The 14,980-nt window shown below is 48.9% G+C and carries 10 protein-coding genes; 9 read left to right on the forward strand and 1 reads right to left on the reverse strand.

Going from position 1 to position 14,980, the window contains the following annotated elements; all coding sequences use genetic code 11:
* Nucleotide 1: 1 nt before the first annotated feature.
* The 8 genes from ACR9Y8_RS25145 to ACR9Y8_RS25180 all read left to right on the forward strand — a co-directional run bounded on the left by ACR9Y8_RS25145 (nt 2) and on the right by ACR9Y8_RS25180 (nt 13,760).
* Nucleotides 2-421, forward strand: a complete 420-nt coding sequence (locus ACR9Y8_RS25145; protein WP_029464639.1) for a GPW/gp25 family protein — start codon at nt 2-4, stop codon at nt 419-421.
* A complete protein-coding gene (locus ACR9Y8_RS25150; RefSeq protein WP_481216010.1) occupies nt 421-4,242 on the forward strand; it encodes a hypothetical protein in 3,822 nt (1,273 codons plus the stop codon). Before ACR9Y8_RS25145 ends, ACR9Y8_RS25150 begins: the two co-directional genes overlap by 1 nt.
* A 12-nt stretch (nt 4,243-4,254) precedes the next feature.
* Nucleotides 4,255-5,043 (forward strand): hypothetical protein, encoded by a 789-nt coding sequence (locus tag ACR9Y8_RS25155; protein WP_481216011.1) that lies wholly within the window; start codon nt 4,255-4,257, stop codon nt 5,041-5,043.
* Between the two features lie 11 nt (nt 5,044-5,054).
* The gene (locus ACR9Y8_RS25160) at nt 5,055-7,697 is read left to right on the forward strand and encodes a hypothetical protein (protein ID WP_481216012.1); all 2,643 of its coding nucleotides are present in this window, start codon (nt 5,055-5,057) and stop codon (nt 7,695-7,697) included.
* A 9-nt stretch (nt 7,698-7,706) separates the two neighbouring features.
* The gene (locus ACR9Y8_RS25165; protein ID WP_481216013.1) at nt 7,707-11,651 is read left to right on the forward strand and encodes a contractile injection system tape measure protein; all 3,945 of its coding nucleotides are present in this window, start codon (nt 7,707-7,709) and stop codon (nt 11,649-11,651) included.
* Nucleotides 11,636-12,988, forward strand: coding sequence for an ATP-binding protein (locus tag ACR9Y8_RS25170; protein WP_481216014.1), 1,353 nt, complete (start codon nt 11,636-11,638; stop codon nt 12,986-12,988). The genes ACR9Y8_RS25165 and ACR9Y8_RS25170 overlap by 16 nt, the downstream gene beginning before the upstream one ends.
* A 129-nt stretch (nt 12,989-13,117) precedes the next feature.
* Nucleotides 13,118-13,573: a DUF6934 family protein gene (locus ACR9Y8_RS25175; protein WP_481216015.1), complete on the forward strand. Its 456-nt coding sequence runs from the start codon at nt 13,118-13,120 to the stop codon at nt 13,571-13,573.
* Between the two features lie 10 nt (nt 13,574-13,583).
* Entirely contained in the window at nt 13,584-13,760 is a 177-nt protein-coding gene (locus ACR9Y8_RS25180) for a hypothetical protein (RefSeq protein ID WP_481216016.1), read from the forward strand.
* Between the two features lie 3 nt (nt 13,761-13,763).
* On the opposite strand, the gene ACR9Y8_RS25185 is transcribed toward ACR9Y8_RS25180, so the two are convergent.
* Nucleotides 13,764-14,333, reverse strand: a complete 570-nt coding sequence (locus ACR9Y8_RS25185; RefSeq protein WP_481216017.1) for an eCIS core domain-containing protein — start codon at nt 14,331-14,333, stop codon at nt 13,764-13,766.
* Nucleotides 14,334-14,455: 122 nt separating this feature from the next.
* On the opposite strand from ACR9Y8_RS25185, the gene ACR9Y8_RS25190 reads away from it, so the two are divergent.
* Complete coding sequence (locus tag ACR9Y8_RS25190; protein WP_481216018.1) at nt 14,456-14,857, forward strand: hypothetical protein; 402 nt, start codon at nt 14,456-14,458, stop codon at nt 14,855-14,857.
* Nucleotides 14,858-14,980 lie beyond the last annotated feature (123 nt).

Below are 14,980 nucleotides of genomic sequence, written 5' to 3' on the forward strand. Positions count from 1 at the left end.
TATGGCAAAAGAAATTCAATCATTTTTAGGAACGGGATGGAGTTTTCCTCCTTCCTTTGATAAACTGGACGCCAGCGTACAAATGGTATCTGATGTTGCGGATATTGAAGAAAGCATCCGCATCATACTGAGCACCATACCGGGCGAACGGCTGATGCAGCCTGATTTTGGCTGCGATATAAAAAAGCTGGTCTTTGAGATAGCAGATACCTGGCTCGTGAGCGAGCTGAATCACATTATCTACCACGCGCTGCTGCAGTATGAGCCCAGGATCAATTTTATCGGATTGACGGTGGCCGACAGAAGCCAGCAGGCCGGCGTGCTTTACGTACAACTTACCTACACCATTATTGCCACTAATACCAGGCACAATATGGTATATCCCTTCTATTACCAGGAAGGTACCAATATCAGTGACTGATGAGCAATTTCTTTGAACATATACAGGATGGTATCAGTCAGTTAGAAAGGCAGCTGGAATCGTTGATGCCAGAGTATGTAAAGGTGGATGAAAGATCATCGAATGAATTGTTACAGTTGCTCGCCCGCCTTTCTTCCCAGTTTAACTACTACGATTTCCAGGACCGCATAGACGGCACCTGGGAAGAGTTTTTTCATGCAGATCTCCTGGTGATGCTCATTGCCACCGGCAACCTGGATTTTACCCGTTATGAGGCCGATTTTCTGCGGATCCGGAATAACCTTCACCAGGCAGAAAATGATGACGAGCTGTTTAATCATACACGTGCCTTGTTCCTCCTGCTGTATGATATTGGCATTGTGCTGATGGACCTGATGTATAAGCTGCAGGGCGCAGACAGATCCTTCCAGATCGGCCAGTACTTGCTACAGGTAATGGATAGCCTGGAAGAAGACATGCTGCGCTTACACCGTTTTGAGTACCAGGTGACCCGTTTGTTCCCGCGGCAGATAGCGTTGCATGAGCACCGCGTACGGCCCCTGGAAATGACCCATCAGCTGCGCCGTTTATACCGCAAAGCATTTGATAACCCCGGCGAAGGAACGGAGATCTTTGAAGGCTTCTTTTCCCTCAATGCGCTTTATGATTCCCTTCGTTCAAAATTCTACCAGGTCTCCAGCTCTGCTTCCTACTACCTGCGTACGCAATTGCAGGAAGTGCAGCACAGCCCGCATATGGGGCTGCTGGTCACTTTTATCGAGCTCTATAAGCATCTGCAGGAGCAGATCAATAAAATGCCCAAGAGGCATCTTGACTTTTATTACCGGCAGATCTTAGGTGTGCAGGTACTGCCGGCCGTACCGGATAAAGTCCATGTTTTCCTGGAGCCGGTGCCGCATATCTTTAGCTTTACGGTTGAAAAAGGCCAGGTGCTGCTGGCCACCGTGCATGCAAGAAAAGAACCGCTGCAGTATATTCTCCAGGATGCGGTAAAGGTGAACAATACCAGGATCATGTCCTTGCATACCTTGTTTGTAAGCGACTACCTGCAGATCAGTTCTCCCACACTCGGGCACCAGGATATCAGGGAAGCACAAGCCTACCTGGCCGTGCACCCGGTAATCCAGCCGGCAGACCTTGAAAAGGAAGGCACTGTGATCCGTCCCTGGCCGCTGCTGGGAGAAGACCAGCATGATCTTTCTCCTTCCCGGCGTACGATGGAGGATACGGATATCGGCTTTATCGTAGGCTCGCCGGTGTTATACCTGCAGGAAGGCAGCCGGCAGGTAGCTGTGAGGCTTTATTTTGAGCCTTCCACTTTCAACGCGTTTTTGGCCTATGTAAAGAACTTTGCTGCAGTGTCTAACCGCAGCGAGGCAGTGATGATGACCCAACTGCTCTCAGGCGCTTTTCATTTATACTACACAACAGAAGAAGGATGGGAAGCAGTATCCCGTTTCAGCGTCCGGAGTTCCCAGGAGGCGCCTTATGAGAACAGTGTTGAGATCAGCTTTTTGCTGGACGTTGCCGATAAGCCCTGGCACACCTATGATGAAACGGTGCACAATTGCGGGATAGATGCCAGCAGTCCTTTGCTGAAAGTGCTGCTGAATAATGCCTGCTTCCATCATCCTTATTCCTTTCTGCGCAACCTGGAACTGGAACGGGTGAGTATGAACGTGAAGGTGGAAGGGCATCGTTTTGTTAAAATACAGAACAACATCGGGCTGTTAAGCCCCGCAGGCGCCTTTCTCCTGTTTGGGCCACAGCCTTATGTAGGGGCTTTCCTCGACATTAACAACAGCAATATCTTTAACAGGTTTACACGCAGCTTCAGTATAAAACTGGATTGGCTCAACCTGCCAAGGGATGAAAATGGCTTTGAGGCCTATTACCAGGGGTACGATGCAGACTTTCGCAATGATTCTTTTAAAGTGGGCATCAGCAGCCTGAATCATGGATCCTATTTCCCTGAACGCGATAGCCAGCAGCTGCTGAGGCTTTTCCAGACCACGCGCGACAGGGAAGGAAATATTTATCTCGCAGAAGAGACCCTGCTGGAAGATATAGATATTTCCAAGCTCTCTTTTTCCAATGACATGCTACTGGAAAAAGAACAGGGACAGAAAGTGCCTTTGTACATGGAAGGAGGGGTACGATTGTACCTGGCAGCGCCGGATGAAGCATTCGGGCATCGCCTGTTTGAACAGATCTATCCGGGTGTGGTAATGTATAATTCGCAGCATACGCTGCTGCCCAGGAAGAAGAAGCCCGTGCCCGGCCTGCCATATGCCCCAAGAGTAAAGGCCCTCTCGCTCAACTATGCCCTGGAACATACCGAAGCGCTGAAATCGGTGCAGTCGGTACAACAGGGCGATGGCCTGGAAGTATATCATGCCATGCCATCCGGGTTCCGCAAAATATATCCCCAGGCGGGAGGAAGCACCTTTTCATTATTGCCGCAGGCGCCTGATATGGCCAATCTTTGTATCGGTTTTAACAGGCTGAATAGCAACGAAGAACTGTCCTTACTCTTCCAGCTGGAAGAAAAGTATTACAGTGATACGGCGTCCGGTACTGCTCCGCTAAAATGGAGCTACCTGGATAACAATACCTGGGTGCCCTTTGCAAGAACGCATATCCTTTCTGATGATACCAACAATCTGCTAAGGAGCGGTATCGTGAAGATCCGGATACCGGCGGGCATCCGTAACGGTAATACCATGCTGGATCCTGCATTGTACTGGATCAGGATATCCTCAGAAAAGGCCCTGAGTGCCAATCCCAGGGTAGTGGGCATATTTCCCAATGCGGTGGTAGCCCAGCGGCAAACGGAAGACATTACGCAAACGCTGGACGATGCGCTGTCGATCTCTCCCTTTTCCATTAAAAAATTTAAGACCGATATCAAGCCGCTGCAGCATGTGTGGCAGCCCTTTCCTTCTTTTGGCGGCCGGCGACAGGAAACGGAAGCGCAGTACTATACCCGGGTAAGTGAACGCCTGCGGCACAAAGCACGGCCCTCATTCGGCTATGATATCTCGCAGGTACTGCTGCAGGAATTCCCTGAACTGCTGATCGTAAAATGCCTGAGCATAGAAGATCAGCAACATCATATGCCGGAGATGCCAGACATCAAGATCATTGTAGTGCCCTGCCAAGCATCCAACGGGTTATTCAATACACTGGAACCTAAAGTAGACCTGGCTACACTATACCGGATCCAGGCCTTTGTACAGCAGATCATCTCTTCTTTTGTGAAGGCGGAGATCCGCAACCCGGTGTACGAACGGGTGAAGGTAGTCTGTAAAATACGGTTCAACGGCGGCCATGACAACCATAACGAGAACCTGTACCTCCAGATGCTCTATGATGACATTAAGCGCTACCTGTGCCCATGGCTCTTTGGCGAGGCGGCAAACTTTAAGGTGGGCAGTGTTTTATACCGGTCGGAGATATTGAATTTTATTAACCGGCTCCCTTATGTGGCTTATGTGACCGGTTTTTCCCTCGTGCATTTTTATTATGAGAAGCATCCGCGCACGGGACAGATCACTGCCTGTATCACAGACACCGCGCTGGATGACAGGCCTTTCATACGTGTGTCTGTTCCGGAAGGCGTATTTATTCCTTCTTCCGAGCACCTGATCAGCATATTGCCTGAACCGGGGTATGAAGATCCCGCGGCGCTGGGTATACAAGGCCTGGAAGTTGGAGATGAGCTGCTGGTAGGCAAAGACCAGGATACTGGTTCACCGCCCCAGCCGCCACCGGATCCCTTTGATGAAGAAGTGTTAACAATCACCATTCACCCAAAATAAAATTCCGCTGATATGGAACCTAAACAAAATAAAAAGGTCTACGGCCGTGAAGAGCTTAAACAGTATTTCCGGAATGGAAGGATGCCGTCCGAGAACCATTTCGGCTACCTGATAGATTCTACCATCAATAAACAGGAGGACGGCTTTTCTAAAGACGAAGAGAACGGCCTGCAGATAGCTGCCCTGGGCTCTTCCAAAAGGCTGCTTTCTTTTTACAAAGCCACAGATGACCTGGAACCATTCTTCTTTGTAGAGAAAGATGAATATGAGTATCCGGCCCTGCGCCTGCAACCCTACCTGAGCGCACCGGATGGCAAGGATGAAAAGGATGCCAATGGTTTTTTCTTTCATACAGATGGTAAGCTGGGCATCGGTAAAAAATGTGATCCTGATTTTAAGGTAGATATTAAGGGCTTTGCCGCGATGGAAGGGCGTACGGGCAGCTATAAGGTAGGAACGGTGCCGGCGGATGGGAAGTGGCACGCTGTGCTGCAGGAGCTGGACAACTGCCATGCTTTTGAAGTAGTGGCAAGAACAGGTTTAAAACATGCCGGCCGTCATGCCATGATGCATGCCTATGCGGTGAGCACCTTTGGCAGCTCACGGAATAAAATCCGTCAGACATGTGCCTATTACGGCTTCTGCTGGAACAAGATCAAAGCACGCTGGAAAGGAAGTACACATAACTATGAGCTGCAGATCCGCACCAACAGCAACTACGGTTTGGGCGTAGAGATCTATTACCGTATTACAAGGCTCTGGGCCGATGAAGTGTTCATGCCCGAAAGTTATTACTATTAAAATATACCATTATGCCCGATACCCACATTGTTATTGAACGGGATAAGCGCCGGGAGCCGGGATTTGATTATGAGCAGCTGCGCCGTGAAGCGATCGAGCATGTGCAGCGCTTGTCAGGCAAGACGTGGACAGACTACAACCTGCATGATCCGGGGATAACCATCCTGGAGCAGCTGTGTTACGCGATCACTGATCTGGCGTACCGTACTGATTTCCCTATCGATGAAATACTGGCCGATAGAAAAGGAGATATCGACCCGCTCTTACATGCGTTCTTCTCCAAAGGAGCGATCATGAGCAGCTCCGCCGTTACGATCAATGACTACCGTAAGCTGGTACTGGATGAAGTGGATGAAGTGGAGAATATCTGGATAGAACCGGTAAAAGGTCTGCAGCCTTATGCATGTACAAAAGGGATCTACAGGGTGTTCCTGCAGATGGAGGACGCGTTGGTAGATGCAAAGGATGAAGTGAAAAAGTCTGTGATGGATGCCGTTTGCAATTGCCTGATGTCTCACCGGAATATTGGAGAAGACGTGGAAGAGATCATTGTGCTGCAGCCCCAGTTGATGGCGGTGCAGGCGGAGATCCTGGTAGACGGCCGCTACGATGCCCAGGAGATAGCTGCGCATGTATGCAATGCATTTGAGTTTGCCATGCATCCGCCGGTACGCTATTTTACCGAAGAAGAGCTGCTCAGTAAAGGATATGCAGTGGAGGATATTTACAGTGGCCCCCTGTTAAAGAAAGGCTTTATTGTTGACAGCGACCTGACCGGGCGTAAAACGATGATAGACCCGGCAGATCTGATGAAAGCAGTGTCCGAAGTGCCGGGTGTATTGAAAGTAAAGAACCTGAATATTGCCGGTGAAGATGGGGTGTTTACTTCACGGCCTATCATGGTGAAAGAAGGACATTATCCCTTTTTACAGGTGCCAGGCGAAAAGAATGACATCAGGATCTTCAGCGACAAATACGAATATCTTTTAAGGGATGTAGTGTTCTGGAATGCGTACCAGAAGGCGAAGATCATTACCCGGCGCAGGTTTGTAGGACAGAAGACGGGAGAGGCTTATCCCCGCTTAAAGGCAGATTACCGCAGCATCAGCCGTTATTATTCACTGCAACATCATTTTCCAGGTATATACGGAATAGGGGCGGAGGGGCTGGACCCGGCATCGCCCGACAGGCGTAAAGCACAGGCGAAACAGCTGAAAGCCTATCTTTTATTCTTTGAACAACTGCTGGCCAATTACCTGGCGCAATTGGGCAACCTGGGGAGCTTTTTCTCTCCGCTGGCGGGTAATACACCACCTTATACTTATGCTGTACAACCACTTTACAATGTGCCGCATGTGCGGCCGCTGATCAGGGCATTCACTGACGAGGCGGTACCTGCGGGCCAAAGCTGGGAGCAATTTATACAGGACAGCGGTAACGGCTATATGAAGGCGTTGCTCGAAGAAAATGAAACAGACAAGGTGTACCAGGAAAGAAAGAACCGCATCCTGGATCACCTGATGGCACGGTTTAACCTTTTCCTGATCACTTACCCCGTTACCTTATACCATCAGGTGTATGATGAGCCGGGCACTCATCCCAGGCTGAGCCCAGAGCTGGAATGGAAGGCCGATATAATACGCCGGGTAGTACGGCTTACCGGGAACCGCCTGCGATCTTTCAATTACCGGGAAGACCTATTAGAACCCGGCGATCTGTCAGGTTATGAAAGATGGTTGTACAAGCTGTTGTATATACCCGATGAAAAGAAAAAACGGCTCAGTGCTGTTTTTGACGCGCCGCATCTCAACGTAAATGTTGGCAAACGGCCGGCAGGTCAATCACAATTTCACTTTGTCAAAGAATACCATTTGAAGGATGAAGTGCTGAAGGTGGCGATAGAAGACGCGCCTGCTGTTACAGACCAGTCTTCAGCATATAATTTTGCCGGACAGCCGCTGGCCTTTCTCAGAACAGGTTTAAGCATGGATAATTACCGTATTATCCATGACGAAGCAAGCAGGGAATACCTGGTAGTGTACCGGCACGTCCATCATGAATCCTGGAAGATCGTGCTCCGGGCGGGCGCCCGTGACCGTGCGGCTGCAGGCCTGAAAGATATGATCCGGCGCCTGCGGCAAATCAGTACGGATTCAGAAGGCTTTTACGTGGTGGAGCACTTGTTGCTGAAACCCAAGCTTAATGAACCTTCTTTCGGTTTCCGTATGTATGACCGCGACGGTAAGCTCTTACATCAGCATCCCTGGTGGTCTACTTTTGAGGAAAGAGAAGCGCAGCTGCGTGCCTTGCAGGAAGAAGCGGTAAAACAGCAGGCCTATTTCGAATACTATGTCAAACACGAATCCGGGAAGATGTTGCGGGAAGATTTCTTCCGTTTCGGGCTTACAGTAGTATTTCCTGCGTGGCCTGCGCGTTTCCAGCTGCCTGAATTCAGGGATTTTGCGGATGGCTTGTTCCGCGAACGGACACCGGTACAGCTTCGCCTGCAGTTTAAATGGCTGGGCATTGCTGCCATGCGCACTTTTGAAGAACATTATTTTAAATGGTTAAAGGCCATGCAGGATAACCGCGATGTACAGGCGGCTGCACAGCCTTTGATCAGTTACCTGGCCAATGACCAGCTCTCCTGGTAAAGTATCCGCATGAGCGCCTCTCATCATATTATCCGCCGTTATACATTTGATGTGCAGTTCAGTGCAAAGACAAAGGCCATTGCTTTGCAGGACAGCATCAGCAGCCTTTTCCGCCGGAGACTGAAAGGCGATATGGAGGAGCTGTTACAACAGCTGTTACCGGAAGATATGGTGGCAGTACTGGATACGTTGGAATTGGACCTCGGTACGGTGCTGTACAGGGATATGGAAACGCAGCTGCCCCTTAAATTACTGGAAGCCCTGGAAAAGGCGCTGAACAGCATTTTACGTACGGGCGCTCGGGGCTCACAGCATCACCTGAGCGGCATGGTAAAGGTAAAAACCGGCGGCGAACGTCTTTGCGAGCTACTGGAATATTACCTGCTCAGTGGGGCTATGCCCTGGTGGGCGACTGCTGCAGAACGGGAGCAACCGGACCAGGTCATCTTTCAGTTGGTTACGAATGCCCCGGCATTGCTGGCAGCGCTGATACGCAAACTGGGACAGGTACAGTATGTACGTAAACGTATTGCCTGGCAATTCTCCATTGCAGCCATACAACAAATAGTAACGGTACTGGAGCCTGCCGAAGCCGAATTTATCCTGGAATATAGCAGGGAAGTACTGCATATACAACAACAGCAAGCCGTATTGCAAACAGAAAGCAAAGCGCTGGAAAGAGCGGTATGGCTGTTTGTGCTGACCTACCTGCTAACAGATGGTGGTTCCAATTTTAACCGCAGGGAGTTTGTACGCAGTCATCTCACGCAGATGGCGCATCATTTTAACGTAGATTATGATACGCTGCTGCAGCTGTTCTATGATGCATTGGTCTTTTACAGGCAGGAGATACAAACCGCTACTATAGGTAGTTTTATCAGGGCGCTGTATAGCGAAACGCATCCTGCAGGTAATATTAAGGCACGCACTTTCTCTTCGGGAAAGCATGATGAACAAGGGGCAGCGCCCATCAACGTATTGCGTTATTACCTGCAATTTGGATCTTTTCCCTGGTGGGCGGAGGTCTCTTCGCCAGCCATGTTGTATGAGGTCCTGCTATTATCTGCCCGGCAATCACCTGCGCTACTAAAGGAAATGCTGACCCTTAGCTTACAAGAGGAAGCTGCCTGGAAAAGATGGACAACGTTGTTTGCACCTGATCAGCGTACAGCGGTGATCACACAATTGAATGATAACTGGCTGCTGCAGGCCAATGAGCAGTTCTTCGCCAGGCCCTCCGCAACGATGGCCGGCAGGATGTCTGGTACGATACCCGGTATGGCCTCATCCGAAGATCCTGCGCATATCCTGCTGCGCGATGTGATCCTGTATCGCTTGTTGTATGGCAGCGTTCCATGGTGGGGAAAAATCTATGCACATTTTTCTGTTCAGAGCCTGTTACAGCAGCTGATGGAGCAATCTGTAGCAGAAGTGGCAATGGTCTTTAAATATGCGGGCACATTGGCTTATGCCGTGGAACGCTTTCTATCGGGCATCACATCCGAGCAATTCTTTACAATTGCCCGCGCTTCAGGCCTGACAGACACGGCCCGGAATGCATATGAACAAGTGTATGCCTTATTGCAGCTCGTGCACCGCTACCTGATATCGGGCGTAAAACCCACGGTACTGCAGCAGCAGATCATCAAGGCCTTCTGGCGCGTATGGGCAGATGCAGGGTATGGGCATTTTAGTACGACCAGCTTTACGGAAGAAGCAATACGCTATTGGGCTGAAGTGACAGGCCTTAGCTCAGGCAGCCTGGTAATGCTGATGAAAAGCGCATTGCCTGCAATCATTGCTGAAGAGGAAGGCCGACATCATTGGTTAATCAACCATCTGCAGCAGCTTGCAGCAGTGTGGCAAACGGAAGGGACAGCATGGTATCATGCCTTTGGAACCGGCCGGGCGGCAGACGTTTCGCAAGATGCTCATCCGCTGATCTACTTTGTCCGTAATAACCGGGCGCCGGCTACGGCAGAGGAAAAGGAATTGACCGGTTCTACCATTACCGGTTGGCTGCGGCATTTCCTCGAGGCAGGATCGCTGCCCTCACAGGCAGGGTCTTTTACTACAAACGAGACGATCTGGCTGGGCGCGCGAATGGTGGAATGGTTGTATATTAATTATAAGGAGAAGCTGGGGGATATAAGCGCTGTTATGCAGCGACTGCCTGTTATGCTGAACCGTGTATATAGTCTTTGGCAGGTAAGCACCACGCTTACCCCCGTACGCGAATTGTTGCTGTCCTGGATGGAGCATGTACTGTCACCACCCGAGGCAGGAACTATGATTGTGATGGACGGGCTCTGGCAGGAGCTGCCGCAACAACAGGGAGCACCTGCAAGGGAACAGCGTTCTATCCTGCCTGCAGCAGTATCCCGTTTGCTGCACAGGTTCAGCCAGTACGATACCATTACCAGTGCAACGGAAAAGCAGGAATGGCTGGAACAGGCAATTGGATTGCTGACATATTTCCTTGCCCATAAACGTCTGCCAGATCACCTGTACGGTGTAGAAGGCGGAACCGTTCAGGCATTGCTGAAGCTGTCTGTTATATTGCTGTTCCGCGAAAAGCCTGCAGTATTAAAGGCCATGTTCAGTGACGGTAAAGGCTTGCTGTCTGCAAGGATGGAGATCTACCAGGTATTCACGCCGCCAACAGGTGGCCTGCAGGAAAATAGTATCCGCCAAAGCCTGGAAGCCTATGCCATAGAAGACAGCCTGCTGATGTTGCAGGAAACAGTTATGCCTTCTGCGAAAAGCGCTGTTAACAGCTTCAGGGATGCGGTACGTTTTTATAAACAGCAGAGCAGGCAGGAGAGACAGTCTTTTCACAAACGGATCTTCCATTACCCGGTGCTGGTGCAATATGCGGCACAGCAGCTGGATGATGATACCTTCCTGGAAATGATGGAGGATATTGAGATAGGATGGGGGCACCCCGCCACAGCCGCCTTACGCGAGCTGCAACAGCTTTTTGACAGGATCATCACCGGCAGCGGCGAAAGAGAAAAGCTGAGGGTATTGTTCCGGCAATTTCATATTATGCTGCTGACAGGGCAGTTTACTTTACCTAATGCAACGGCGTACGCGGGCCGCTTTCTTGAATTTGTGATGAATAATGGCGCCGGTATTGCACGCAATTTTATTGAACAGCTGGTGGGGGTAGACGAGAAGATCATCATTTCTTCCTATAATCATTTACGCAACATCCTGCCCGCTTTGCAGCAGCGCGCAATGAAATATGCCCGGACGCATCTGCACATGGATAATATCCGTAGCAGGATGTATGAGAAAGATATGCAGCTGTTATCCTCCAGGCAAGCGCCTGGTGCTGAAGTACCTGCTATAAAGCAGTCCCCTGCGGCAGAGAAAAAACGCGCGCTTCCTTCGACACCGGAACAGTTTAACAAAGAGTATGATAAACTACAAATGCCGGAGCCCGATACGGTCTATGTGGGCAATGCAGGGCTGGTATTGCTGTATCCTTTCCTCACCTTCGCTTTCCAGCGTCTGGGGTACGTAGTTGCAGGGCAGTTCACCAGTCCCGAAGCCCAGATCAGGGCGATACATTTTTTGCAGTATACCGTGAACCTGAAGGAGGAGCATGCTGAACATGAGCTGGTACTGAATAAAGTGTTGTGTAATTTCCCGCTGGAAGAACCGGTGCCCGCAGAGCTGACATTGAAAGACGAGGAAAAGCAACTGTCGCATGAGATGCTACAGGTAGTGCTGCAGCAGTGGGAGCGGATGAAGCATACTTCAGTGGAAGGCTTCCGGGAAGCTTTCCTGTCGAGAGATGGCGCCTTATGGGAAACAGAAGAAGCCTGGTATATGCGGGTAGAGCAGCGGGGATACGATATGATATTACAAACCCTTCCCTGGAGTTTCGCCATGCTGAAAACTTCCTGGATGGATAAAATGTTATATACAGAATGGGTATTCCAATGATACAGGACAATGTTGCCGTGTTAAACCGCGAGCTGAGCTGGTTTCAGCAGCTGTCAGACCTGCGGATGAAAAGGTATTTTGCAGGAGATGAAACGGGTGAGGAACGGGAAGAACCGCAGCCGCCTGATCTTAGTGGAGAGCCGGCTGTTTATGCGCAGATCGTGCTGCATTACAAGATGAACACTATGGAAAGGCTGGTCTTACTGCTGGCATTGATCCCTCATATCCGTCCGCAATTACTGGACGTGTTCTTTATCAAAAATGCTACTTACGATCGTGGCTTTACTGAATTCGGCGGTATTAAAGGCCTTCACCATGGAGGCTTTCTGCCTACCGGTGAAACGGCGGCATTTCTGCTGGCCGCCAATAGCCTGCAGCAACGCTTCCAGCTGATAGAGCTTTTCGGGCCGGATCATTTCTTTGCCAAGCATGCGATACTGAAACTGATCCCTGCCAATGCGGAAGAGCCGTTCTTAAGTGGTACGCTTAGCTTGTATCCTGAATATCTCAGTTATTTTACACTGGGCACTGCTCACAAACCGGATTACAGCATACACTTCCCCGCCAAACGGATCCATACCGGTTTGGAATGGAGCGACCTGGTACTGGAAGATCATACGATGGACGAAGTAGATGAGATCCGCGCGTGGATAGAGCATGGCGATACATTGATGAATGAATGGGGCATGAGCCGTAAGATCAAGCCGGGTTACCGCAGTTTGTTCTATGGCCCTCCGGGCACCGGTAAGTCGCTGACGGCCTGTTTGCTGGGGAAGAGTTTTGATATGGATGTTTATCGCATCGACCTTTCCATGATCGTGTCTAAATACATCGGCGAAACAGAAAAGAACCTGGCACAGGTATTTGACAGGGCGGCGCATCAGCACTGGATCCTGTTCTTTGATGAAGCGGATGCGCTGTTTGGCAAACGCACACAAACATCTTCTTCCAACGACCGTTATGCCAACCAGGAAGTAGCTTATTTGTTGCAGCGTATAGAAGATTTTCCGGGCATGGTGATCCTAGCTACCAATCTCAAAGCAAATATTGACGAAGCTTTCAGCCGGCGTTTCCAGTCGATGATCTATTTTTCCATGCCGGGGCCAGAACACCGTTTGCGTTTGTGGCAGCAGGCCTTTCCTTCGCATCTGCAGCTGGAAGAAAAGCTGGACCTGGAAGATATTGCAAAGAAGTACGAGATGGCGGGAGGATCTATTATCAACATCAGCCGTTATACGTGTTTAATGGCATTGAAGCGGGGCAGTCAGACGATCCTGCACAAAGACGTAATGGCGGGTATTAGAAAGGAGTTTGGAAAGGAGGGGAAGACGGTGTAGGAGGTGTCATTTTGATATAAATATTCCTGGTAGTGTTAACTAGCTATTAACTTATTTTACGTTCGTGGGCTTTATTATTGCGCATATTTAATGAGAGTGATTAATAAAGCAATAAGAGCAATAGAATAAATGAATCATCCATCTTATTTGTTTACCCGGGTTAGTTCTGAACGATATGTATTTATCAGTTCAGGGAAGCAGGAGATAAAGAAAGCCGTTGAATTTACAGCAAGTGACAGGCCAAATCTTTATAACATTGCCTTTGGCGATCAGCTGAGGGACGGAACAATCGATGATACTGTAAAATCAAATAATGGTGATATAGTAAAGGTACTTGCCACTGTTGTTAACATATTAAGAGCCTTCATAGCAGAATATCCTCAAGCTACAATAGTCTTTGTTGGGAGTTCAAATGAGCGAACCAGATTATACGGGCGTATCTTGCGAACCTATTATTTAAATTTTAGTACAGAGTATATTATTTCTGCATTCAGATTATCAGAGAAAGTTTTTGAAGAAGTGCCTTTTGATCCAACAGAAATAACTATTGATTATCATGCTTTTTTTGTTAAAAAAATAACCTAACTTCATTTATATGTCTATTCTTAAGAAAAATAACACTAAAGGGCCTAAGCGCATCCTCACGTTTCAACATCCTGACGGAGAAGTAGTAGTTGTTACTCAAACCACCGTTAAGGGCACACTTTTTCCTGAGAAGCTTGAAAAAGTAAATGCAATGCTGAAAAACGCCAGGTTTATGGATGATAAATGATCGTCATCCCTCCACTGCCTTTTGCCCCATCGTATCCGCTTCGCGTTCCAATCCCGGATCATCATTCACCGGTACGCTCTCTTTCATTTGCATGGTAGGCTGTACCCGCCCCTGGCGTTGTTGTACTACATGCCAGGCTTCATGCGGCAGATGCTTTTCCTGCCCGGGGCCTACATGTATATCATTCCCCTGTGCATAAGCCAGTGCGCTTAGCTGGGCCGGCTGGCTGGAATTATAATGTACTTTAACATCTGACATATCCATACCCGAAAGGTTCTCTATCCCTGACTTCAGGTTATCCGGCATACCGGTTTTATTCTCCTTCAACTGGGCTGGAAATTTACCTTGTAAAAGTTTCTCCTCCTCTTTGCCAGCTTTCTGCAGCACGAATTTTCCCTGAACAGGCGCCTTTTCTTCTTCCAGGGGCCCTTGCAGCTGTGCAACGAATTTTCCCTGCAGCAGCTCATCTTCTTTTGGCGCTTTCATTTGTAGGGCGGATGAGGAAGCAGTTTGCTCCGCTATAGCACGGGAACCGGCAGAAGAGGTATCTTTTGAGGATGTTTGTGTAAACATAAGTAACAGGGTTTACCAGGTGTGATATAAATATAGGAAAAAATCAGGTAAGTGGCATTGTCTTTGTTATATAAGCGGTATATCTAATATTCCGCGCACCGGTATATCAAAACCTTCACAGCATGAAAACGTTTTTATTTTTACCAGTTCTTTTAATGGCCGTTTTATTTACGGGTTGCACAAAAAAATATGAGTATGTTACACCCAACCAGACCATCTTCTTTGATGTTGACTCAGGAGATTGGACACGCGCCAGCGATGGTTCAACTTATCTGGTGGATCTCCCGATACCGGAGCTGGACGGACAGGTAAACCAGGATTTCGGTATAGTGGTATCCATTTCCGGCGATAATGGAACTACCTATGAAGCGCTGCCTGAAGTTTATGGTGGCTACTCTTACTCTTACACCCATCATGTAGGACATCTTATACTGGAAAGGCAGATTGCAGACGGTTCCAACTCCGGCCCCCAGCCTGAAGCGAACATCAGGGTAAAGATCGTGTTGGTTGAGTCCCAACAGTAACTAAAACCTGGTTAAAGTCCAGTGTATATCGTAAGGTATTTCTATCACATTCATGAAGTATATATATCGATAACGTATCTCTTAAAAGAGTTACGTTATCGATACTATATCGTTACTATATCG

The sequence above is a fragment of the Chitinophaga sp. SVR4-12A genome, from assembly GCF_056754765.1.